Source organism: Niveispirillum sp. (genome assembly GCF_052437035.1).
Classification (GTDB): domain Bacteria; phylum Pseudomonadota; class Alphaproteobacteria; order Azospirillales; family Azospirillaceae; genus Niveispirillum.
Genome location: NZ_JBQVOH010000013.1, coordinates 60394 through 82868, shown reverse-complemented (window position 1 = coordinate 82868; position 22475 = coordinate 60394). Strand labels below are relative to the sequence as shown.

At 65.7% G+C, this 22475-nt stretch carries 22 protein-coding genes; 9 read left to right on the top strand and 13 right to left on the bottom strand.

Annotation, left to right across the window (positions count from 1 at the left end):
- Positions 1-34: 34 nt before the first annotated feature.
- Positions 35-2029, top strand: coding sequence for a heavy metal translocating P-type ATPase (locus ACT6Q8_RS22965; RefSeq protein ID WP_444734843.1), 1995 nt, complete (start codon positions 35-37; stop codon positions 2027-2029).
- Between the two features lie 6 nt (positions 2030-2035).
- Here ACT6Q8_RS22965 and ACT6Q8_RS22960 read toward each other — a convergent pair whose 3' ends face one another.
- Positions 2036-2608: a TetR family transcriptional regulator C-terminal domain-containing protein gene (locus ACT6Q8_RS22960; protein WP_054168460.1), complete on the bottom strand. Its 573-nt coding sequence runs from the start codon at positions 2606-2608 to the stop codon at positions 2036-2038.
- Between the two features lie 80 nt (positions 2609-2688).
- Between ACT6Q8_RS22960 and ACT6Q8_RS22955 the strand changes: the two genes are divergently transcribed.
- The 3 genes from ACT6Q8_RS22955 to trhO all read left to right on the top strand — a co-directional run bounded on the left by ACT6Q8_RS22955 (position 2689) and on the right by trhO (position 7099).
- Positions 2689-4314: an FAD-dependent oxidoreductase gene (locus ACT6Q8_RS22955; RefSeq protein ID WP_444734844.1), complete on the top strand. Its 1626-nt coding sequence runs from the start codon at positions 2689-2691 to the stop codon at positions 4312-4314.
- Positions 4315-4328: 14 nt separating this feature from the next.
- On the top strand, positions 4329-6281 hold the full coding sequence (locus ACT6Q8_RS22950; RefSeq protein ID WP_444734845.1) for an oxidoreductase: 1953 nt from the start codon (positions 4329-4331) through the stop codon (positions 6279-6281).
- Positions 6282-6343: 62 nt separating this feature from the next.
- Positions 6344-7099: an oxygen-dependent tRNA uridine(34) hydroxylase TrhO gene (trhO, locus tag ACT6Q8_RS22945; RefSeq protein WP_444734846.1), complete on the top strand. Its 756-nt coding sequence runs from the start codon at positions 6344-6346 to the stop codon at positions 7097-7099.
- Positions 7100-7276: 177 nt separating this feature from the next.
- Here the strand turns inward: trhO and ACT6Q8_RS22940 are convergent, their stop codons facing one another.
- A complete protein-coding gene (locus tag ACT6Q8_RS22940) occupies positions 7277-8266 on the bottom strand; it encodes a 2-hydroxyacid dehydrogenase (RefSeq protein WP_054168528.1) in 990 nt (329 codons plus the stop codon).
- 208 nt (positions 8267-8474) lie between these two features.
- On the opposite strand from ACT6Q8_RS22940, the gene ACT6Q8_RS22935 reads away from it, so the two are divergent.
- Positions 8475-9020, top strand: coding sequence for an SH3 domain-containing protein (locus ACT6Q8_RS22935; RefSeq protein WP_054168529.1), 546 nt, complete (start codon positions 8475-8477; stop codon positions 9018-9020).
- Positions 9021-9034: 14 nt separating this feature from the next.
- On the opposite strand, the gene ACT6Q8_RS22930 is transcribed toward ACT6Q8_RS22935, so the two are convergent.
- The 4 genes from ACT6Q8_RS22930 to ACT6Q8_RS22915 all read right to left on the bottom strand — a co-directional run bounded on the left by ACT6Q8_RS22930 (position 9035) and on the right by ACT6Q8_RS22915 (position 14163).
- The gene (locus tag ACT6Q8_RS22930) at positions 9035-10033 is read right to left on the bottom strand and encodes a response regulator (RefSeq protein ID WP_156344637.1); all 999 of its coding nucleotides are present in this window, start codon (positions 10031-10033) and stop codon (positions 9035-9037) included.
- Positions 10026-12227 (bottom strand): glycogen debranching protein GlgX, encoded by a 2202-nt coding sequence (glgX, locus tag ACT6Q8_RS22925; RefSeq protein WP_444734847.1) that lies wholly within the window; start codon positions 12225-12227, stop codon positions 10026-10028. Before glgX ends, ACT6Q8_RS22930 begins: the two co-directional genes overlap by 8 nt.
- A gap of 101 nt (positions 12228-12328) precedes the next feature.
- Entirely contained in the window at positions 12329-13231 is a 903-nt protein-coding gene (locus tag ACT6Q8_RS22920; protein ID WP_444734848.1) for a DMT family transporter, read from the bottom strand.
- A 5-nt stretch (positions 13232-13236) separates the two neighbouring features.
- Positions 13237-14163, bottom strand: coding sequence for a DMT family transporter (locus tag ACT6Q8_RS22915; protein ID WP_054168467.1), 927 nt, complete (start codon positions 14161-14163; stop codon positions 13237-13239).
- A gap of 197 nt (positions 14164-14360) precedes the next feature.
- On the opposite strand from ACT6Q8_RS22915, the gene ACT6Q8_RS22910 reads away from it, so the two are divergent.
- Complete coding sequence (locus tag ACT6Q8_RS22910) at positions 14361-14816, top strand: GNAT family N-acetyltransferase (RefSeq protein WP_444734849.1); 456 nt, start codon at positions 14361-14363, stop codon at positions 14814-14816.
- Positions 14817-14820: 4 nt separating this feature from the next.
- On the opposite strand, the gene ACT6Q8_RS22905 is transcribed toward ACT6Q8_RS22910, so the two are convergent.
- Positions 14821-15264, bottom strand: coding sequence for a nuclear transport factor 2 family protein (locus tag ACT6Q8_RS22905; RefSeq protein WP_054168468.1), 444 nt, complete (start codon positions 15262-15264; stop codon positions 14821-14823).
- A gap of 109 nt (positions 15265-15373) precedes the next feature.
- Here ACT6Q8_RS22905 and ACT6Q8_RS22900 point away from each other — a divergent pair, with 109 nt between their 5' ends.
- Positions 15374-16243, top strand: coding sequence for an AraC family transcriptional regulator (locus ACT6Q8_RS22900; protein ID WP_444739431.1), 870 nt, complete (start codon positions 15374-15376; stop codon positions 16241-16243).
- A 10-nt stretch (positions 16244-16253) separates the two neighbouring features.
- Here the strand turns inward: ACT6Q8_RS22900 and ACT6Q8_RS22895 are convergent, their stop codons facing one another.
- The 5 genes from ACT6Q8_RS22895 to leuD all read right to left on the bottom strand — a co-directional run bounded on the left by ACT6Q8_RS22895 (position 16254) and on the right by leuD (position 19190).
- Positions 16254-16508, bottom strand: coding sequence for a hypothetical protein (locus ACT6Q8_RS22895; RefSeq protein ID WP_054168470.1), 255 nt, complete (start codon positions 16506-16508; stop codon positions 16254-16256).
- Between the two features lie 4 nt (positions 16509-16512).
- Complete coding sequence (locus ACT6Q8_RS22890; protein ID WP_156344638.1) at positions 16513-16776, bottom strand: hypothetical protein; 264 nt, start codon at positions 16774-16776, stop codon at positions 16513-16515.
- A 56-nt stretch (positions 16777-16832) separates the two neighbouring features.
- Positions 16833-17330, bottom strand: coding sequence for a GNAT family N-acetyltransferase (locus ACT6Q8_RS22885; protein ID WP_054168472.1), 498 nt, complete (start codon positions 17328-17330; stop codon positions 16833-16835).
- 10 nt (positions 17331-17340) lie between these two features.
- On the bottom strand, positions 17341-18453 hold the full coding sequence (gene leuB / locus ACT6Q8_RS22880; RefSeq protein ID WP_054168473.1) for a 3-isopropylmalate dehydrogenase: 1113 nt from the start codon (positions 18451-18453) through the stop codon (positions 17341-17343).
- 125 nt (positions 18454-18578) lie between these two features.
- The gene (gene leuD, locus ACT6Q8_RS22875; protein ID WP_444734851.1) at positions 18579-19190 is read right to left on the bottom strand and encodes a 3-isopropylmalate dehydratase small subunit; all 612 of its coding nucleotides are present in this window, start codon (positions 19188-19190) and stop codon (positions 18579-18581) included.
- A 230-nt stretch (positions 19191-19420) separates the two neighbouring features.
- Here leuD and ACT6Q8_RS22870 point away from each other — a divergent pair, with 230 nt between their 5' ends.
- On the top strand, positions 19421-19789 hold the full coding sequence (locus ACT6Q8_RS22870; protein ID WP_444734852.1) for a VOC family protein: 369 nt from the start codon (positions 19421-19423) through the stop codon (positions 19787-19789).
- A gap of 6 nt (positions 19790-19795) precedes the next feature.
- On the opposite strand, the gene ACT6Q8_RS22865 is transcribed toward ACT6Q8_RS22870, so the two are convergent.
- Positions 19796-20350 carry a helix-turn-helix domain-containing protein gene (locus tag ACT6Q8_RS22865; RefSeq protein ID WP_444739430.1) on the bottom strand — a complete coding sequence of 185 codons (555 nt, stop codon included), beginning with the start codon at positions 20348-20350 and terminating at the stop codon, positions 19796-19798.
- 385 nt (positions 20351-20735) lie between these two features.
- On the opposite strand from ACT6Q8_RS22865, the gene ACT6Q8_RS22860 reads away from it, so the two are divergent.
- The gene (locus tag ACT6Q8_RS22860) at positions 20736-22346 is read left to right on the top strand and encodes a peptide ABC transporter substrate-binding protein (protein ID WP_054168477.1); all 1611 of its coding nucleotides are present in this window, start codon (positions 20736-20738) and stop codon (positions 22344-22346) included.
- Positions 22347-22475: the final 129 nt, after the last annotated feature.

Genomic DNA, 22475 nt, shown 5'->3' with positions numbered 1-22475 from the left:
GAGAGGAGCAGGTGACTGGGGCGAAGGGGGCCATATGGGCGGCGGACATCACCACGCGGACAGTCATGACCATGGTCATGAACATGGCACTGGCGGATTGCTGGGGCCCCGTACGGAACTGTTTGCCGCCCTGGCCTGTGGTGTGGCCTTTGTTGTCGGGTTGGGCCTGGAAAAGCTGACGGCGGTTCCCGGCTGGATTCCCATCGCCTTCTATGTCGCCGCCTTTGTGCTGGGTGGGCTGTTCACGGTGCGGGAAGCGGTGGAGAATCTGCGCCGGGGGCGGCTGGAGATCGACACCCTGATGCTGGTGGCTGCCGTCGGTGCCGCCAGCCTGGGGGCCTGGGCCGAAGGGGCGTTGCTGCTGTTCCTGTTTGCGCTGGGCCATGCGCTGGAACATCACGCCATGGGTAAGGCACGTCGCGCCATCGAGGCGCTGGCCGTGCTGGCACCCCGCACCGCCCTGCGCCGCACCCCCGACGGGACGGCGGAAGTGGCGGTGGAGGATCTGGCCGTTGGTGATGTGGTCATTGTGAGGCCCGGTGCCCGCCTGCCCGCTGACGGTTTCGTCGTGACGGGACAAAGCGGCGTGGATCAGGCTCCGGTGACGGGCGAAAGCATCCCCATCGACAAATCCCCCGTGCCCGATCCGGCACAGGCCCGCGCGGCCCCGGACCGGGTGGATGCCAGCCACCGCGTCTTTGCCGGCACCATCAATGGCGATGGGTTGCTGGAGGTGGAGGTGACGCACCTGTCCGGCGACAGCACGCTGGCCCGTGTGGTCCGTATGGTGGCGGAGGCGGAAAGCGCCAAATCCCCCACCCAGCTTTTCACCGACCGGTTCCAGCGCATCTTCGTTCCGCTGGTGATGGTTCTGGTTTTCCTGCTGCTGTTTGCCTGGACCGTGGTGGATGAGCCATTCCGCGACAGCTTCTATCGCGCCATGGCGGTGCTGGTCGCGGCCAGCCCCTGCGCGCTGGCCATCGCCACGCCCAGTGCCGTGCTGTCGGGTGTGGCGCGGGCGGCGCGGGGCGGGGTGCTGGTGAAGGGTGGGGCACCGCTGGAACTGCTGGGTGCCGTCACCGCCATCGCCTTTGACAAGACCGGCACCCTGACCGAAGGCCGCCCACGCCTGACCGACATCATCCCCGCCCCCGGCGTGACGGAGGCGGAACTGCTGTCCGTGGCCGTCGCTGTGGAGGGGTTGAGCGACCATCCCCTGGCCCGTGCGGTGACCCGCGACGGGCGGGAGCGCTTGTCCGATGCGGACATCCCCACCGCCAGCGACCTGTCCAGCCTGACGGGCCGGGGTCTGTCGGCCCTGGTGGCGGGGGAGAGGGTGCTGATCGGCAAGGCCGACCTGTTTGGCCGGGACGGTGTGGCGCCCCTGTCCGAACCGGTGATGACCGCCGCCGCCGGCCTGCGCGCCGCGGGTCGCACCACCATGCTGGTGCGTCACGGCGACCGCGATCTGGGCGTGCTGGGCCTCATGGACCGGCCAAGGGCGGAGGCGGCGTCCAGTCTGGCCCGTCTGCGGGCCCTGGGTGTCAAACGTCTGGTGATGCTGTCTGGCGATGCCGGCCCCGTCGCCGCCTCCATCGGTCGGGAGGTCGGGGTGGATGAGGCTTTGGGCGACCTGATGCCCGCCGATAAGGTGGAGGCCATCGGCAGGATGGCGGCAGATGGCATCGTGGCCATGGTGGGCGACGGGGTCAATGACGCCCCGGCCCTGGCCCGCGCCCATATCGGCATCGCCATGGGGGCCGCCGGGTCAGAGGTGGCGCTGGAAACGGCGGATGTGGCGCTGATGGCCGACAAGCTGTCCCACCTGCCCTTTGCCGTGGGTCTGTCGCGCCAGACCCGTGCCATCATCCGTCAGAATGTCGTGATCAGCCTGGGCATGGTGGCGCTGCTGGTGCCTGCCACCATCCTGGGGCTGGGCATTGGTCCCGCCGTAGTGCTGCATGAAGGATCGACCCTGGTGGTCGTCTTCAACGCCCTGCGCCTGCTGGCCTGGAAAGAGCGGGTATAGGCCGCGTCAGGCCACCCCGATCATCGTCAGATCGGCATCCAGCACCGATAGCTGCGTTTCCGCCGGCCAGCGTTCGGGATCGAAAAAGGCCTGGCTGGCCATGCCATAGATGGTGACCAGAAGCCGCCGCGCCCCGGCCCTGGCCGCATCCTCTGGTAGCCCGCGTTCCATCAGCAGGCTGGTCACCCGTGCCGTGATCTGGCGCGACCGCACCTGCTGTTCGGCCGAAAGGGTCTGGTCGGCGATGGCCATGGTCCAGAAGGCGAACCAGACCAGCCAGTCGCGCCGCTGTTCGGCATTCAGCGGCAACAGGGCCGCCAGATAGGGCCGCACGGCCCCACCGCCCGCCTCCAGTGCGGCTTCCATCCGCTGGTGCGCCCGCAGGACGGTGGCGCGGTAGGTGTAGAACAGCAGTTCCACCTTGGACGCGAAATAATGGCTGACGATGGCCGTGCTGTATCCGGCGGCCTGCGCCACCTCGCGCACCGTCACCGCCTCGATCCCGGCCTTGGCGACAAGGTCCGCCGTCACTTCCGCCACGGCGCGTCGGCGCGCCTCGTGATCCACCACGGCCGGCATTGCTTTTCCTATAACGTGCGTTATAAATAACATCCGTTATATAACGGGCGTCAGGCCATCATGCCGCGCGGGAGGAAAAGATGGAAGGGCCGGGGATGGAAATGGCGGATGTGATCGTGCTGGGCAGCGGGGCCGCCGGTCTGGTGGCGGCCCTGGCCGCCTCCGATGCCGGCGCACGCGTCCTGCTGCTTGAGAAAGCGGGCGCCATCGGCGGGACCACGGCCCTGTCGGGCGGGGTGTTCTGGCTGCCCGCCAACCGTTTTGCGGGTGATGGCGACAGCCGGGAACAGGCGCTCTCCTATCTGAATGCGCTGTCGCTGGGCCTGATCGATCCCGTGATGGCGGAAACCTATGTGGACTCGGTGCCCGGTCTGGTCGACTGGCTGTCGGGGCCGGTGGGGATGGATATCAGGCTGGTGGAGGGGTTTCCCGACTACCACCCTGAACATCCGGGCGGCATGCCCGGTGGGGGCCGGTCGCTGGAACCCGGTCCCTTTGCCATGCCGTCCCTGGGGGCCTGGGCGGAAAGGGTGCTGCGCGGGCGGGCCAATCCCTGGACCATGATCGGCGAACGCCCGCGCGGCGATGGCAGCGGTGGGGTGGATGCATCCACAATCCAGGCGCGGCGTGGCGCCGGTATCGAATGCTGTGGCCGCGCCCTGGTCGGCTGGCTGCTGAAGGCCTGTCTGGACCGGGGCATCGAACCGCGCCTGAACCAGCATATCACCGACCTTGTGCGTGACGATGCGGGCCGGGTGACAGGGGTGCGCAGCGGTGACGCGACGATCCAGGCAAGGCGTGGCGTGATCATCGCCACCGGCGGGTTTGAATGGGACCGGGACCTGGCGCGGGATTTCCTGCGCGGCCCCATCGGTCACCTTCCCACGGCCCGCACCTGCACCGGCGATGGGCTGCGCATGGCCATGCGGGCCGGGGCCGCCCTGACCAACATGGCGGAGGCCTGGTGGGTGCCCACCATCGCCTGGGGTGGGGTGGCGGCGGCGGGCGACGATCCGACCCGGCATTTCCTGCTGCTGCGCGAACGCACCCTGCCGGGGTCGATCATGGTCAACGCCAAGGGTCGGCGCTTTGCAAATGAGGCCACGAACTACAATGCGTTTGGCGCTGTCCTGCACGCCTTTGATCCCGTCGGCTTCACCTACGCCAATCAGCCCTGCTGGCTGATCTTCTGCCAGACCTATCTGGACCGTTACGGCTTCTTCGGGCTGGCGCCGGGGGCCGTGGCACCCGACTGGATCACGCGCGGCGACAGCATCGGCGAACTGGCCCTCCACCTGGGCCTTCCCGCCGACGCCCTGACCGACACGGTCGCCCGCTGGAACCAGATGATGGAGGGTGGGCAGGACACGGATTTCGGTCGGGGGACCAGCGCCTATGACGGCTGGAACGGCGATGTCGACCGGCCTGCCGGCCCCGCGCGCACCCTGGGACCGCTGGATCGTGGTCCCTTCTATGCCGTGCCGGTGCATGCCAGCACGCTGGGCACCAAAGGCGGGTCGAAGACGGACCGGGACGGGGCCGTTCTGGACCTGTCGGGACAACCGATCCCCGGCGTTTACGCGGCGGGCAATGCCATGGGCGGGGTGACGGGCAAGGTCTATGGCGGGGCGGGCGGCACGCTGGGTCCCGCCATGATCTTCGGATGGCGCGCGGGCCGTGCGGCGGCCCGGTCGAATGAGCGATAAGGGGGGAGAAGACCATGACCAACCATTACCCGCACCTGTTCCGCCCCCTGACCATCGGCGCCATGAAGGTGCGCAACCGCGTGATGCTGCCGCCCCATGCCAGTGCGGTTGGCAACCTCTGGGGCACCCCGGCAGAGGCGGCGCGCAACATCGCCTACTGGTCGTCGCGCGCGCGGGCCGGGGCCGGCTGGATCGACGGGATCACGGGCTTTGTCGAAAACCGCATGCCGCCGGGGTTTGAACCCACGGGCGTGGGTGCCATGAAGAACGGCGTCTTCCGCCTGCCGCATTATCTGGACCGGGCGGGTGCCTATGCGGCGGCGGTGAAGGCGGAAGGGGCGGTGGCGACCACACAGCTGGTGATCCAGGGCGGCATGCCGCACGCGCCCAGTGCGCGCCTGTCCGGCCCCCTGATCCATCAGGTGCCCCACGCTCTGGACCGCGATGAAATCCGCTGGTTCGTAGAGGAATACCGGTTCTCCGCCGCCCAGGCGCAGAAGGCGGGTCTGGACGGGGTGGAAATCCATGCCAACCATGATGACTTGATGGAATGGTTCCTGTCGCCGCTGACCAACCGGCGCGAGGATGAATATGGCGGCTCGTTTGCCAACCGCCTGCGCTTCATCACGGAAATCCTGACCGAAATCAGGGATGCCACGGGACCCGGCTTCACCGTCGGCATCCGCATGAACATGGCGGAGGGCGAGCCGGGCGGGTACGATCTGCTGGGCGGGGCGGCCATTGCCGGGCGGCTGGCCGACGCCAAACTGGTGGATTATGTGCATCTGGTGATGGGCAGCCCCTGGGGCGATCCATCCTATATCCAGCCGCACCATTATCCCGCCGGCGGCTGGGCCGAACAGGCAGCCCTTTATCGCCGGTCACTGTCCATCCCCATCGTCTATACGGGCCGCATCACGGGGCCGGATGTGGCAGAAAACGCGCTGGCCGAGGGGCATGCCGATGTGGTGGGCATGGCGCGGGCGCATTTCGCCGATGGCGACTTGCTGGCCAAGGCGCGCGACGGGCGTGCGGCGGACATTCGTCCCTGCATCGGCTGCAATGAATGTATCAGCAGGCGCTATGTGGAAAACCTGCCCTTCGCCTGCGCCGTCAATCCCGATGCGGGACGGGAGGTGGAGGGGCCGTTGCCCCGCGTGGCGGCGAAAAAACGCCTGCTGGTGGTGGGCGGCGGTCCGGCGGGCCTGGAACTGGCCGTGCGCACCGCTGAACGCGGGCACAAGGTGACCTTGTGGGATGCTGCCGACCGGCTGGGCGGACAGGTGCGGCTGGCGGCCTTGCTGCCCACGCAGGAAGGGTTTACGGCCTGGATTGACCATCTGTCCCGCCGCCTGGATCAATTGGACGTGCATGTCCATCGCGGACGCCGGGCCACCGCCGATGCGGTGCTGGCGGAAGGCATGGACATGGTGGCGGTGGCCACCGGTGCCATGGCCCGTAAACCCGATATCAAGGGACTGGACCTGCCTTTCGTGCATGAGATGCGCGATGTCCTGACCGACCGCGCCGCGCTGGGCCGGCGGGTACATATTGTCGTGCAGGATGACCATTCCGCCCCCCTGGCCCTGGCCGACCTGCTGGCGCAGCGCGGGCATGTGGTGACAATGCTGTATCAGACGCCGGGGCCGGCACCCCTGGTCGGGCGCTATACCTTGGGCGCGTTCCTGGCCCGGCTGTCGCGCGGCGGGGTGACCTTCCGCCATCAGGTGCAGGCCATGGCCATCGAACCGGGCCGCATCCGCCTGCGCAATGTCTTCTCCTTCAAGGAGGAAATGGCCGACGGGGTGGACAGTGTGGTCCTGGCCTGCGGGTCGGTGGCCGATGCCGGGCTTTATGATGCGCTGAAGGGCCGGCAGGCCAACCTGCATCTGCTGGGCGATGCCTTCGCCCCCCGCCGCATCGTGTTCGCCACCCAGCAGGCCTACGCACTGGCAGCCACGCTGTAGAGCGGGTTGGCGGGGAACAAGGCTAGGCGTATAAGCGGGCCGTTCAGCCTGGGTTTACAGACATGACCGCCATCGCCGTTGCCGCCCTTTACCGTTTCCACCCGCTGCCGGGGTTTCAGGACCTGCGCCAGCCGCTGTTCGACATGATGGCGGCAGAGGGCGTGTGCGGGACGCTGCTGCTGGCGGCGGAGGGGATCAATGGCACCATCGCCGGGCCGGCGGACGCCATGCCGGGCGTAGTGGCGAAGATCGGGCAGATCACGGGGTTGGACGGTATCACGCCCCGCTGGTCCACTACCGACACGCCCCCCTTTGGCCGCCTGAAGGTGCGGCTAAAGAAGGAGATCGTGACCATGGGCGTGCCCGGCATCGACCCGCTGCGGGCCGTCGGCACCTATGTGGAGCCGGAGGATTGGAACGCGCTGATCAGCGATCCTGAAACCCTGGTCATCGATACCCGCAACAGTTTCGAGGTGGGATACGGCACCTTCAAAGGCGCCGTCGATCCCGGCACCACCACCTTCGGCCAGTTCCCCGATTATGTCCGCCGCACCCTTGACCCGGCCAAGCACCGCAAGGTCGCCATGTTCTGCACCGGCGGTATCCGCTGTGAAAAGGCGACGGCCTATATGCTGGAACAGGGGTTTGGGGAGGTTTACCACCTGAAGGGCGGCATCCTGAACTATCTGGAACGCATCGTCCCCGATGACAGCCTGTGGGAAGGCGGCTGCTTCGTCTTCGACGAACGTGTGGCCCTGGGCCATGGGTTGGAGCCGGTTCCCGGCATCGTGCGGGATGACAAGGTGGGGGGAGGCTGACGCTGGGGGAACCGCCGGCTGGCACCCTGTTAGAGCTGTTTTCGGCTTACCGGAAACAGCTCCGGCGGCGACCGCCGCCGCGCGGCACGTGCCGCGTGAAGCCAAGCTGCGGATGCAGCGCCGGCGCTTGAGGCAACTGAAAGTTTAGAGCATGTTTCCGGGCACGGGAAACATGCTCTAAAACATCATTTCCAGCACGCGGTCACGCGGCTGGTGACCGTCGGCGAAGGTCTTGATATTGACGATCACCTTCTCGCCCATGTCGATACGCCCCTCCAGCGTGGCGGACGCCATGTGCGGCAGCAGCACGACATTGTCGAGCTTCAGCAGCTTGGGATCGATATTGGGTTCGTCCTCATAGACGTCCAGGCCGGCGCCCCCGATCTCGCGCCGTTGCAGCATGCGGGCCAGCGTCGCCTCATCCACCACCTGACCACGGCTGATATTGACCAGGATGGCCGTGGATTTCAGCAGGGCCAGACGCCGCGCGTTCAGCAGGTGGTATGTGGCCGGCGTGCGCGGGCAGGTGATGGCGACGATATCCATGCGCGCCAGCATCTGATCCAGGCTTTCCCAATAGGCCGCATCCAGTTCCGCCTCCACCTCCGGGTGGACGGGTTTGCGGTTATGGTAATGGATGGACAGGCCGAAGGCCTTGGCGCGCCGCGCCAGCGCCTGACCGATGCGGCCCATGCCGATGATGCCAAGCCGCTTGCCGGCCAGCCGCGACCCCAGCATGACGGTGGGGGCCCAGCCCGTCCATTGCCCGGACCGCACCAGCCGCTCCCCCTCCGACAGGCGCCGGGCCGTGGCCAGGATCAGGGCCATGGTCATGTCCGCCGTATCCTCGGTCAGCACGCCCGGCGTGTTGGTGACCAGGATGCCCTTGTTGCGGGCGACGCGCAGGTCGATATGGTCCACGCCATTGCCGAAATTGGCGATCATCTTCAATTGCGGCCCGGCCTGGTTCAGCAGGGCCTCGTCGATCGTGTCGGTGACGGTGGGCACCAGGATGTCGGCGGTCTTCACCGCCTCTTCCAACTCGGCCCGCGTCATCGGATGGTCATCCAGATTCAGGCGCGTGTGGAACAGTTCCATCATCCGTGTTTCGATGACGTCCGGCAGCTTGCGCGTGACGATGACCAGGGGCTTCCGGCGTTCGGCCATGTGCGGTGATCCTCCCGAGACCTGTTTGCCATAGCAGTACAAGCGCCAGCCGCCCTTGTCCATGATGCCGGCATGGCGGGACGGATGGTCGCTGGTGCTTGACCCGGATATCCGGGGTACGGCACAAAGGGTTGTTAACGAATGTTGCCGGGGTTTGCCGGCCTGCCTTGCATGGGGCGTTGTGTTGCTGGAAACGCGGACGGGAAAGATGCGCACACCTGTGGCGGCGGGCCTGACCCGCGTGCTGCTGGCCGGTCTTCTGTCGGTCGCGGCCCTTTTCTGCCCCGCCACCGGCATGGGCCAGGAAACCGACCCACGCTCGGACATGATCGTGCGCTCCGGCCTACCGGTCCCGCGCTTCGTGTCGCTCAGGTCCGGTGAGGTGAATGTCCGCACCGGCCCTGGCCGGTCCTATCCGATTGACTGGGTGTTCGTGCGCCCCGGCATGCCCGTGGAAATCACGGCGGAATTCGACACCTGGCGCCGCATCCGCGATGTGGAGGGGACCCAGGGCTGGGTGCATCAATCCATGCTGTCGGGCCGCCGCACCCTGGTCATCACGGGCGAACTGCGCACCATCCGCGAACGGCCCAGCGCATCCGCCGCCGCCGTGGCCCAGGCCGAACCTGGCGTCATGGGCCGGCTGGTTTCCTGCAAGGGACCCTGGTGCGAGGTGGAAATCCAGGGCTATCACGGCTGGCTGGAACGCGCCGACTTCTGGGGCATCTATGCCAATGAAGAGGTTGAGGATTAGGGTAAAGCTCCCCCTCAACCCGCCGGCTTATCCTCTTCCTTCTCCGCCGCCGCCTGCTGCTTGGCCTGGGCCAGTTGTGCCAGGCGGTTGCGGTAGGCGGTAACCGCACCCCGTACCTCGTTTTCCACCAGCGACAGGTCGGCACGGCGCGATGTCAATGCCGCAATGCCGATGGCGGCGGCGCGCAGCGGTTGCACGCCGCCGAGCGGCAGGTCGGGGGCGGCCTTGAACTGTTCGATGGTGGCGCGGATGGTCGCGGCATAGGTTTCGGCCTGCCCGCGCAGGTCAGCATCGGGTTTCAGCCGGCGCATCAGATCATCAAGGGCCGCACCCGACCGGATCAGGTGATCCGCCGCCATCCGGTCTGCACCTGCCGCCAGGCCGGGACAGGCGAAATCGATCAGGAACGCCACCTGGAACCCGCTGCGCACGATCTTCTGCACATTGATGGCGTCATGGGCGGTGGCAAGCGCATCGGCGGCGCGGTTGCGGTCAAACATCCCCAGCGCCTTCTGGCGCAGGGTGTTCGGCACCTCGAACAGCGGAATCTGGATGCCCTCGCGCGGCTGCCTGCGGCGGTCGGGGCCGATATAGTCGGCGGTGACCACGAAGCTCTTGCGTGCCTCGATCAGGTTGATCAGCCGGTCCTGCACCTGCTTGGCGCTGAACGGCTTCACCATCATGTCGTCGGCCCCGGTGGCGTTGAACCGCAGCAGCAAGGGCTGTGTCGGCTGCCAGGTGGTGGCGATGACACCGATGAAGGGATTGTGCGGGGCCTGGGCATGGCGCAGACCCTGCACGAATTTCAGCCCCTCCGGGTCCGGCGCGTCGGCATCGATGAACAGCAGGTCGGGCTGGACGGCGATCAGGGCCGCTGGCGCATCGGCGGCGCTGGCGAAATCCAGGATCTTGTCCACGCCCATGCGCGCCAGGATGCCGCGTAACAGCCGCCGCGTATTACTTTCGCGGTCCACGATGACGACGGCGGTGGAGCGGAAATCATAATCAGGCATGCGCCGGCCCTCCCAGGCCGGAAAGCGGGGCGCGGTTACCGCCACCCGTTTCGATCAGTTCATATAGCCAGCATGTGCGCCCCGGCAAAGGGACGGGTTTGCCGGTCATGGCCAGATGGGCGCCGGGCTGGGTGCCGGGCCGCCCTTCCTCATCACCCGTATCCAGCAGGCAACGCCATCCCGACCCTCCCGCTACATCGGGCAGGATGAAATCTGCCGTGGCCTCCCCGGCATTGACGATCAGCAGCAGCACATTGTCGATTTCCGGCGTGCCGTCCGCCGACAAATGCGGCCCTGCCTTGCCGTTCAGCAGCAGACCCAGACAGCGGGCCTGCCCGTCGCGCCATTGTTCCGGCGCTTTTTCCACACCCTGCGGGTTGATCCAGGTAATGTCCTTCAGACCATTGGCGGAGGTTTCCCGCCCATGCAGGAACCGGCCCCGGCGCAGCACGGGATGGGCGCGGCGCAGCGCCGTCAGGCGCGATACGAACCGGGTCATGGCCTGTTCATCGGCGCCCAGGTCCGGCCAGTTGATCCAACTGACCTCGCTGTCCTGGCAATAGGCGTTGTTGTTGCCCTGCTGGCTGCGCAGCAGCTCATCCCCGGCCGTCAGCATGGGCGTGCCCTGCGACAGCAGCAGCGTGGCCAGCATGTTGCGCGATTGCCGCCGGCGCACGGCCTTGATGGCGGGATCGTCGGTCGGCCCCTCCACCCCGTGATTATGGCTGAAATTCGCGTCGTGCCCGTCGCGGTTCCCCTCCTGGTTCGCCTCATTATGCTTGGTGTTATAGGCGACGAGGTCGGCCAGGGTGAAACCGTCATGGGACGTGACGAAATTGACGCTGGACCAGGGGCGGCGGCGGGCATGGTCGAAAATATCTGCCGATCCCGTCAGGCGGGCCGCCAGTTCCGGCAGCATCCCCTCATCCCCGCGCCAGGAACGGCGCACCGTGTCGCGGTAGCGGTCGTTCCATTCGGCCCAACCGGACGGGAACTGCCCCACGCGGTATCCGCCGGGGCCGATATCCCATGGCTCCGCAATCATCTTCACGCCGGCCAGCACCGGGTCCTGGCGCACGGCATCCAGGAAGCCCGCCCCCTGGTCAAAGCCATGTGCCTCGCGCGCCAGTGTCGTTGCGAGATCGAAACGGAACCCGTCGACATGCATGTCCACGACCCAGTGGCGCAGGCTGTCCATGACCATCTGCAGCACGCGCGGGTGAGCTAGATTAAGGGTATTTCCGGTGCCGGTATGATCCTGATAGAAGCGTTTATCCTGCTGCAAAAGGTAATAGCTGGCATTGTCGATGCCGCGGAAGGACAGGGTGGGGCCCAGATGGTTGCCCTCGCCCGTGTGGTTATAGACCACGTCCAGGATCACCTCGATCCCGGCATCATGCAGGCGGGCCACCATATTCTTGAATTCCCGCGTCGACCGGCCCGTCATATAGGCGGGTTCGGGCGCAAAGAAGCAGATGCTGGCATAGCCCCAGTAATTATGCAGCGACCGTTCCACCAGATGCCGGTCATCGGTGAAGCCATGGACGGGCAGCAATTCGATGGCGGTAACGCCCAGCGCCTTCAGATGATCGATCATCGGCTGGGCGGCCAGACCCGTGAAGGTACCGCGCAGGCCGGGTGCGATGTCGGGATGGCGCAGCGTCTGGCCGCGCACATGCGCCTCATAGATGATGGTATCGGTCCAGGGCACGCGCGGACGGCGCTCCAGGCCCCAGGTGAAGGCCGGGTCGATCACCCGGCATTTGGGCATGCCGCGCGCATTGTCGCGCCGGTCGATGGACAGATCCTCGCGCGCCGCCCCCATGCGATAGCCGAAATGCGCATCGGACCAGCGCAGCGGCCCCTCCAGCGCCTTGGCATAGGGGTCCAGCAGCAGCTTGTTGGCATTGAACCGGTGGCCTCTGGACGGATCATAGGGGCCATGGACGCGGTAGCCATAGAGCAGGCCGGGCCGTGCCTCCGGCAGATAGGCGTGCCAGACATCGTCGGTGCATTCCGGCAGGGTGATGCGCTCAATCTCCCGGCTGCCGTCGCTGTCGAACAGGCAGAGTTCCACCTTTTCGGCATGGGCGGAGAACAGGGCGAAATTCACGCCCAACCCGTCCCAGGTTGCCCCAAGAGGGTCGGGACGGCCCGGCCGGACAATGGTACGCGCAGCGCCGGTGGATCGCATGGGGCGGGGGCTACCTTCCTCGGGACGGGTCAATCGGAAAACAGCATGCCAAACTTGTGGGACCCGCGCCAAGAGGTTGCGGGCGGGTCCGAACCGCTTCGTTAACGAATTGTCTCGCCATCGGCAGAACTGGCCATGGCTGCCTGCCGGTGCAGGATGGTTTCGCGGTGGATGATATACAGGCCCGACGCCGCCACGATGGCGCATCCGGTCCAGATGGCGGCATCCGGCACCTCATCGAAGAAGAAGTACCCGAATCCGGCGGCCCAGATCATGGCGATATATTCAAACGGCGCCAGCAGCGACGGGGCGGCCAGCCGGAAGGCCTGGGTGAAGATGATCTGCGCCACACCGCCGACCACACCGATCAGCGCCAGCAGCATCAGGCCCGTGGCATCGGGCGTGCGCCAGCCGGGGATCATGCAGACCCCGCTTACCAGACCCATGGTGGTGACGAAATAGAAGGTGATGGCGCCGTTCGTCTCCGTCCGGCTCAACGCCCGCACGAACAGCATGGACAAGGCATAGAAGAAAGCAGCACCTAAGGGGATCAGGGCGATCAGGCTGAACATGCCCTGGCCGGGCCGCAGCATGACCATGACCCCGCCGAACCCGACCAGCACCGCCAGCCAGCGCCGCCAGCCCACCTTTTCCTTCAGCACCGGCACCGACAGGGCCGTCATGAACAAGGGTGCGGCAAAGCCGATGGCATAGACATCGGCCAGCGGCATCACGGAAAAGGCGTAGAAGAACCCGTACGCGGCGGCTACGCCCATCAGGGACCGTGCGGCATGGCTGGTCACGCTTTTGGTGCGCAGGCTGGACAGCCCGCCTGTGCGCTCGATCAGGATGCCGATGGGCAGCAGCGAGAAGGCGGCGCGGAAGAACATGATCTGCCAGGTGCCGTAATCCCGGCCCACATGCTTGATCAGGCTGTCCATGATCCCAAACAGCAGGGTCGCCAGGACGAAGAACCCGATGCCCGCCAGGGTGCGCCCGCCCATCGCCCTTACTCCGCCGCTGCGCGCGACGTGACCTGCCGGCCCAACACCGTCTCGCGATACAGGATGTAGAGGCCGCTGGACACCACAATGGCGAGGCCAATGAACAGGGTGCGATCTGGCACATCGCCAAAGACGAGATAGCCGAACATCACGCCCCAGATGATCTGCGTATACTGGAACGGCGCCGCCACCGCCGCCGGCACCTTGCGGAACGCCGTCAGCAGGCAGACAAAGGCCACGCCGCACAGGGTGCCGCCCATGGCCGACAGGCCCAGATCGTGCAATGTCGGCATGCGGCCCAGCCAGGGCGTCATGGCGCCGAATATCGTCCCGCTGGCCAGCGTGGCGTAGAAGGCGAAGGAGACGCTGGTTTCAGTATTGCGGGCCAGCCGCGTGACCAGCATCCCGACCGAATAGAACAGGGCACCCGCCAGCACGGCCAGCGATCCCAGATTGATCAGCCCGCTACCGGGCCGCAGCATGATCAGCACGCCCACGAACCCGACCCCGATGGCCGACCAGCGGCGCCAGCCCACAGGTTCCTTCAGGATCGGCACCGCCAGCGCCGTGATGAATAAAGGTGCCGTGAAGGCCAGCGCATAGGCATCGGCGATCGGCATGCGCGAATAGGCCCAGAAGGCGAAGAAGCTGCTGAACAGGCCGCAGGTGGCGCGGATGACGTGATAGAGGGGCCGCCGCGTGCGCAGATTATTGTAAAGCCCGCCGGAGAAAGCCGCATAGATCAGGATAGGCCCCAGCGCGAACAGGCTGTTCAGCGCGATGATCTGCGGCACGGCATAGGATTTGGTCAGCAGCTTGATGGTGACATCCATGCCGCTGTACAGCGCGAAGGCGACAAAGGCCAGGGCGATGCCAAGGGGGAAATTCTCTTCCGCCTGCGGTGATGCGGGGCGGGGGGTGACGGCGGTCATGATGCCTGGATCCGGCGGCGGGCGGGAATGTGGATGAAAGGGTACGGGGCGTTTGATCCGGGGGATAGCCCCCGGCCACGCATGCCGCCCCTGTCATCATCCCATGATCAGGGGCGCATCAGCGGTTGATCATTGGAAACCGCCATGCTTTGCGCGACAACAGCATGGTCCTGATCCTTCCGCAAAGGCGCCATGCGATGCCCGCTGCCACCATCACCCTGCCGCAACCCGATGATTATGCCGACTGGCACCGGCTATGGACCGCTTACCTGACCTTCTATGGCACCAGCCGGGCAGACGCACTGTTCCAGCGCAACTGGACCGAATTGCTGAAGCCGGATGGGGTGATCCGGGGGTTTGTGGCGCGGGATGCATCGGGCCGGCCCATTGGCCTGACCCATTACATGTTCCACGCCACCGCCTGGGCCGACGCGCCCGTCTGCTATCTCCAGGACCTGTATGTGGATGAAAGCGTGCGTGGCAGTGGTGCCGGTCGCCTGCTGATCGAGGCGGTGGCACGGGCGGCGGAACAGGCCGGCGCGGTACGGCTCTACTGGCTGACCCACCAGGATAACGCCACCGCCCGCGCGCTGTACGACAAGGTCGCCGCCTGCAAGGGCTTCCTGCGCTACGATTACGAACTGAAAAGCTGAACGTTCAGCGCGCCTTGGGCTGCCACATGGCATTCACGATGACCCAACGGTCACCGAACCGGCCCATATGGAAGTAATCCACGAACCAGGGCGTTTCTACCCGTGCCACCGCGACGGTGCCGGTGACGTCCAGCACGCGCACGCTGCGGTCCCATTTCTCCCTGGGTGTCTTCAGCACGCCCTGGCGCGTCAGTTCCACCAACTCATCCTTCGACATGCGGCGCAGGCCCAGCACCTCGTCCTTGTCGGGGGCTGGGCGGACGGCGCGTTTGGCCAGGTCGGGGTGCAGGGCGCGGGCCACGCGTACCGGGTCCCCCTCCAACTGTCCGTCGACATAATCATAGGCCACGGCCTCAATGGCCTGGATGGTGGCGGCATCGGCCTGCGCGCGGGCGGGCAGGGCGGCCACAGAAAGGGTCAGCAGGGTCAGCAGAACGGCCAGACGCATGAAATGTCTCCAACGGGATCGGTCATCCGACCCCCTTCCTGGGATTGACGCGAACCTGTGCCAAGTTGGAAACTGCGGCGTGCGTGGGGCGGGCAGGAGATTGATCGGGATGGGCATGCCGACGGGTACAGCCGCGCTGGACGGGCTGGCACCGCTGCTGACGGGGCTGCGGATCGACAATATGGACCTGTCGGGCGTGCGCGTGACCCCGCTGACCCCTTATTTGCGGGAAAAGACGGTGGAGGGGCCGCTGTTTCTGTTCGCCCGCGACGGGGCGGCCCGTATCACCCTGATGCAGCCGGGGGCGCAGCCCGTGCTGATCCGGCGGGGCAGCTTCGCGGCCCTGCCCCATGGTCATGGTTTCCGTCTGGCCCCTGACAAGGATCATCCCGCCGCCGCCCTTCTGATCGGGACGGCCACGCTGGACCGCCGCGCGGTAGCGCCGCTGCTGGACCGGCTGCCGCCGCTGCTGTTCATGTGCCCGTCGCGCACGCTGGGCATGGATTGGCAGGATGGCACCTTCGCCATGGTGGAGGCGGCCCTGGCCCAAGGCGATCTGGCCGGGCGGCTGGTGGCGCAGCGGCTGCTGGAAAGCCTGTTCATCATCGCCGTCCGCCGTTTTCTGGAAACCAACGAGACCTATGCCCTGGGTGCCAGCCGCACCGCCACCTCGGTAGGCCGCGCCCTGGTTCTGATGCAGGACCGGCTGGCCGATGACTGGACCTTGGCCAGCCTTGCCGATGCAAGCGGCCTGTCGCAGGCTACCCTGATCCGCCGTTTCCAGGCGCTGGTGGGGGAGGCGCCGATGGCGCATCTAATGCGCCTGCGCATGGAGCGGGCGGCGGAATGGCTGAAATCCGGAGATGACAAGCTGTCGGTGTTGGCCAGCCGTCTGGGCTATCAGTCAGAAGCGGCGTTCGCTCGGCGGTTCAAGGAGTTTCACGGCGTCTGGCCGGGGGAATTCCGGCGGGCGGGGTGAGGGAGGGCGATCAGGGGCGCCAGCGCCATTCCCCTTCCGCCCGCCGCGAACATATCCATATCAACAATGCGGTTGCCGGAATCACGACGGCAAAGACAATGCCGACATGAAGAAGGCTGCCCCGGACCGGTGCGATGAACGGCAAACCCCAGATAAGGAACAGGATCAGGGCACTGTACAAAGCGAAAACCGCCCAGCCTTCCCATGTGGCGGGTACCACGCCATAACCTTGCGTCTTTTGGCGAAACCAGTAACGGTTCGCCATTGGCTTAGTCGCGTCCCCACCGCCAGCGCATTTCGCCCTCTGTATGCCGATTGGCGATCCAGAAAAACAGGGTGGTCATGCCGATGACCCAGCCCATGACGATCACCTGCTTCCAGGGGGCGGGCGGCGCAGCAAACAGGGCGCTGACCGCCATCAGACCGCCCGGCACGATCAGGGCATAGGCCGCCGTGAGCAGCCAGCCTTCCCAACTGCGCGGGCTAAAGCCGATGCCGTACAATTTGGGTCCGAACCATGCACGCGATGTCATGCCGACCTCCACATCCAGAGTGAGCATATTATAGCTGAGTGTAGTGTCGTGGACAATCACAACCGACTGCTGCCGGCCCCCACCAGCAGTCGCACATCAATGCCCAGCAGGGTGACATTCTCCGTCCGCGCCCCCAACGCGCGGTAGAACAGGCCGGCGCGGATATTGGCGGGCCGGGCGTGCCAGCAGATCCAGGACAGGCCCTGGTCCTGCGCCATGCGCCCCGCCGCCGCCATCAGGGCACGGCCCACGCCAAGGCGACGGGACCCCGGCTCCACATAGATATTTTCCAGCATCAGGCCGCCCGTGGCCGTCTGGCTGTCATAACCGGGGGTCAACAGGACCATGCCGGCCATCCGGTCCCCGCATTCCGCCACCAGACAGCGGAACATCGCATCCTCCCCGAACCCCTGGCGCCGGAACAGGGTCGGTGTCAGGGCGGGCGGTTCCATGCCTTCTTCCGCCGACAAGGCGGCGACAAAGGCACAAACAAGATCGGCGTCCGTGGGGATGGCCCGACGGACGCCGATCTGTTTCTTGGGCTGACTGATCACGGGACCGCGATCAGGCGGCGGCGACCTTGTCCATCTCGCGCAGGATGCTGTCGGCCATGACGGAGGTCGAGACCTTGGCCATGCCCGGCTGCATGATGTCGCCGGTGCGCAGGCCGGTGTTCAGCACGTTCTCCACGGCATTTTCCAGGATGTCCGCCTCGGCCTGCAGGTCGAAGGACCAGCGCAGCGCCATGGCGAAGGACAGGAACATGGCGATGGGGTTGGCCAGGTCGCGACCGGCAATGTCCGGGGCCGAACCATGCACCGGCTCATACAGGGCCTTGCGCTTGCCATTGGCGTCGGTGGCACCCAGCGAGGCGCTGGGCAGCATGCCGATGGAACCGGTCAGCATGGAGGCTTCGTCCGACAGGATATCGCCGAACAGATTGTCGGTGACGATCACGTCGAACTGCTTGGGATTGCGGACCAGCTGCATGGCGGCGGCATCGGCCAGCATGTGCGACAGTTCCACGTCCTGGTACTCGGCCTTGTGCAGGGCGGTCACTTCCTGACGCCACAGCAGGCCCGACTCCATGACATTACCCTTGTCGGACGAGCAGACCTTGTTGCTGCGCTTGCGCGCCAGCTCAAAGGCCACGCGGGCGACACGGTGGATTTCGTGGGTGTCATAGACCTGGGTGTTCACGCCACGGCGCTCACCGTTCGGCAGATCGGTGATGCCGCGCGGCTCACCGAAATAGACGCCACCCGTCAGCTCGCGCACGATCATGATGTCCAGGCCGCGCACGATATCCGGCTTCAGCGAGGAAGCATCGACCAGGGCGTCGAACACCTTGGCGGGGCGGAGGTTGGCGAACAGCTGCATTTCCTTGCGCAGGCGCAGCAAGCCGGCCTCCGGGCGCTTGTCGAAGCCCAGATTGTCCCACTTCGGACCACCCACGGCGGCCAGCAGGACCGCGTCCACGGCCAGGGCGCGGGCCATGGTCTCGTCCGTCAGCGGCGTGCCATGCGCGTCGTAGGAGCAGCCGCCGACCAGACCTTCCTCAAGCGCGAACTCAATACCGCGCTTGCGGGCATACCAGTCGATGACGCGGCGGACCTGACGCATGACCTCGGGACCGATCCCGTCGCCCGGCAGCAGAAGGAGCGAACGCTTCGACATGGAATACCTCTGTGTGTTTGCTTGGCATTGGCGGCGGGTCTTCGCCGCGGCTGAATTCATAGACCTTCCTGGTCACGCCGCCAAGGGGCGGCGCGACTAGGCAAAGGCGCAAAGGTACAGGTGGATCAGGAGGCCCAGAGCCAGGGCTGACCATCTTTGGCCTTGGCTTCGAACGCATCGATGGACCCGGCCTCGCGCAGGGTCAGGCCGATATCGTCCCAGCCGTTCAGCAGGCACTGGCGACGGAACGGCTCCACGTCGAAGCCGATCTTCTCCCCGTCGGGCAGGGCGATGGTCTGTGCTTCCAGATCGACGGTGAAGGTGGCGTTGGCGCCATTGTCGGCGGCGGCCATCAGACGGTCCACCACCTCGGTCGGCATGCGGATCGGCAGGATACCGTTCTTGAAGCAGTTATTGAAGAAGATGTCGGCGAAGCTGGGCGCGATGATGCAGCGGATGCCGAAATCGGCCAGCGCCCAAGGCGCATGTTCGCGGCTAGAGCCGCAGCCGAAATTATCGCCGGCGACAAGGATCTTGGCTTGGCGGTAGGCCGGCTTGTTCAGCACGAAATCCGCGACCTCCTGGCCATCCTTGAAACGCATGGAGGCGAACAGGCCGGCGCCCAGGCCGGTACGCTTGATCGTCTTCAGATAGTCGGCGGGAATGATCATGTCGGTATCGACATTCATCAGACGCAGCGGGGCGGCAACACCGGTGAGCTGAACAAACTTTTCCATGAGGCTTACCCGACGACAAAGGGGACGAAACGGCCCCTTTTCTGCCATGTGCCCGCCGCATCGCGCAATACATGATCGCTGGAAGGCAGCCCTGCGACAGATGCTTGCGTAGTACTTAAACCACCACCCTTTTTCTCCCGATCCTCACCCATGGTCGGGATGGCAGAAGCGCAGGGCGCACCCTATCTTGAAGGGAAGACCAAACATCTGGTTCAGCGGAGGGTCGCGCCATGCGTGTGTTCCGTATCATCCTTCCCGTCACCGCCATCGATGATGCGGCCGGCTTTTACGGTACGCTGCTGGCGCAGGCCGGGCGGCGCGTGTCGACGGGCCGGCATTATTTCGATCTGGGCCAGATGGTGCTGGCCTGTTACGACGCAGAGGCCGAGGGCGATCGGGGGCCGGTACCGCCGCAGCCGCAGCCGGTCTATTTCGCTGTGCATGATCTGGAGGATTTCCACGCCCGCGCGGTCGCGGCGGGTGCCGTTATGGAGGGCGGGATCGACACCCGCCCCTGGGGCGAACGTAGCTTCTATTGCCGCGACCCGTTCGGCAACCCGCTCTGCTTTGTGGAGGCAGGCACGGAGTTTACGGGGTGATGCCTGTCACGCCGCCTTGCCCAGATGCTCCTTGACACCGCCGGCCATCAGGAAGGCCAGGCATTGATTGCGCCGCGTGCGATAGGCGCCGGGCGTCATGCCGACCGTGCGGCCGAAAATGCCCGTCAGATGCGCCTGAGATGAAAACCCCGTCTCCGCCGCGATTTCGGCCAGCGGCAGATCGCTTTCCAGCAGCAGGCGCTTGGCCCCGTTCACGCGGCGGGCCAGGACATAGCGGTGCGGTGCCTCGCCCAGGGCCGCCTTGAAACGGCGCGCGAAATGGCTGGCGCTCAACCCCGCCACGGCGGCCAGGGTGGCCAGCGACAGGTCGTCATCGAGGTTCTGTTCCACGAACAGCAGCACACGGCGAAGCTGCATCGCGGAGAGGGCGTTGCCGGTGTCGGCACCTTGACCTGGGCGGCGGGCCAACACGGCCTCAACCCCCTCCGTCTCGGCGGCGATGCAGGCAGTGAATTGCGGGGGCAGACAATCGGGCGGCGGAACGGGCATGGCATCTCCCCTGTCTGAACCGGCACCGGCATGGGCGCGGGGCTGGCTCATCAACATGGATCGCCACGGGCCGCGGTCCAGCCAGCCATGCTGTCATCATCGACAGGGATGGCCAGGAATGGGGCGGGCGTGGCGGGAATGGACTGAAAGAGACCGGCGAATGAAAGGGTAACCCCGAAACCGGCTCCTGACCATATGATTAACCGTCCGACCCATGGCCGGTCTGTGCGCGTCGTCACTGCTGCTGAAAAACAGGCGGGCTGCGGGTGATATCGATGTCCTTTGGGGGGGTGGCGCGTGGTGGCCACGTGTTCTCGGAATTGGTCCGGCAAAGGCCATGTTTGCCTGGATTTTCTCCGTAACAGGCCTGGACATGGCGGCCCACAGACCGCACATAGACGCGGGGCAAATGTACCGGTGCAGTTGGAGTTACATCATGGGTTTTGCGCGTCGCATCGCGCCGGCCGCCATCGCGGCCATCGCCACCTTTTCCCTTTTCGCCGCCGGTGCCATGCCGGCCTTTGCCGAAATGGTCCTCAATCGCGGCAACCAGGCGGAACCGACCTCGCTGGACCCGCATAAGGGCACCGACGTGCAGTCGGCCCGCATCGGCTACGACCTGTTCGAAGGGCTGATGACCTTCGGACCCGATGGCAAGACCATCCCCGGCGTGGCGGAGAAGTGGGAGATCAGCCCCGATGGCCTGACCTACACCTTCACCCTGCGCGCTGACGCCAAATGGTCGGACGGCACCGCGGTGACGGCAGAGGATTTCGTCTTCTCCTGGCGCCGGCTGGTCAATCCCGCGACGGCATCCGACTATGCCTATTTCCTGTGGCCCGTGAAGAATGGCGAGGCGATCAGCAATGGCAAGATGGCGCCCGACAGCCTGGGCGCCGTGGCCGTCAATCCGCGCACCTTGAAGGTGACGCTGGAACGTCCCACCGGCTATTTCCTGGCATCGCTGGTCCACCGCATGACCTATCCGGTGTCCAAGGCCAATGTGGAGAAGTTCGGCGCCGATTTCGTGAAGCCGGGCAATCTGGTCTCCAACGGCGCCTACAAGCTGACCGACTATATGCCGCAATCCTTCGTGAAGGCGGTGAAGAACCCGTTCTTCCGCGAAGCCAAGAGCGTGAAGGTCGACACAGTCATCTTCCATCACACCGACAGCCCGGAAACCGAGCTGCGCCGCTTGCGCGCCGGTGAACTGGATATCGTGCAGATGGCGCCTGTCACCCAGATCGACTGGCTGAAGCAGAATATGCCGGAGGTGATGAAATTCTATCCGGTGCTGGGCACGCAGTATCTGGCCATCAACATGACCAAGGAACCGCTGGCCTCCAACCCCAAGCTGCGTCAGGCCCTGTCGCTGGCCGTGGACCGGCAGATCATCGTGGACAAGATCACCAAGTCCGGTGAGGTCCCGGCCTATACGCTGACGGCGCCGGGCGTGCCCGGCTACACCCTGCCCGACGCCAATATGGCCAAGGCGACCCAGGCCGAACGCGACGCCATGGCCAAGAAGCTGGTGGCGGAAGCCGGCTATGGTCCCGGGGGCAAGCCCTTCACGGTTGAGATCCTGCACAATACCAACGAAAGCACCCGGAAGATCGCGGTGGGCATCGCCTCCATGTGGCAGTCAAAGCTGGGTGCCAAGGTCAGCCTGAATAATCAGGAATGGAAGGTCGTGCTGCAAAACGCCGGGGAGAAGTCCTATGCCAACATGGTCGTGCTGGGCTGGATCGCCGACTTCCCCGATCCCTACACGTTCCTGAAGCTGTTCCTGGCCGATGTCGGCAAGATGAACCGATCCGGCTATACCAACGCGGCCTATGACGCCAAGCTGAAAGAGGCCAACCTGACCACCGACCCGGCCAAGCGTCTGGCCCTGGTGACGGAGGCGGAAGCGATGATGCTGGCCGATGCGCCGATGATCCCCATCTACCATACCTCCTACCGCAATCTGGTGCATCCGCGCGTCAAGGGCTGGTTCGAAAGCCCGATGGGCGTGCAGCCCACGCGCTATATCGAGGTCAACCGTTAACAGGCGGTTTTAACATGAAGCGCCCGCCACCAATGGCGGGCGCCACCAACCGGGCCATCAACAATAATCAGGCCCGGAGCAAACAGGCGGTTCGCAAACCTACATGTAAGGAACAGGAGATAGTCGGGC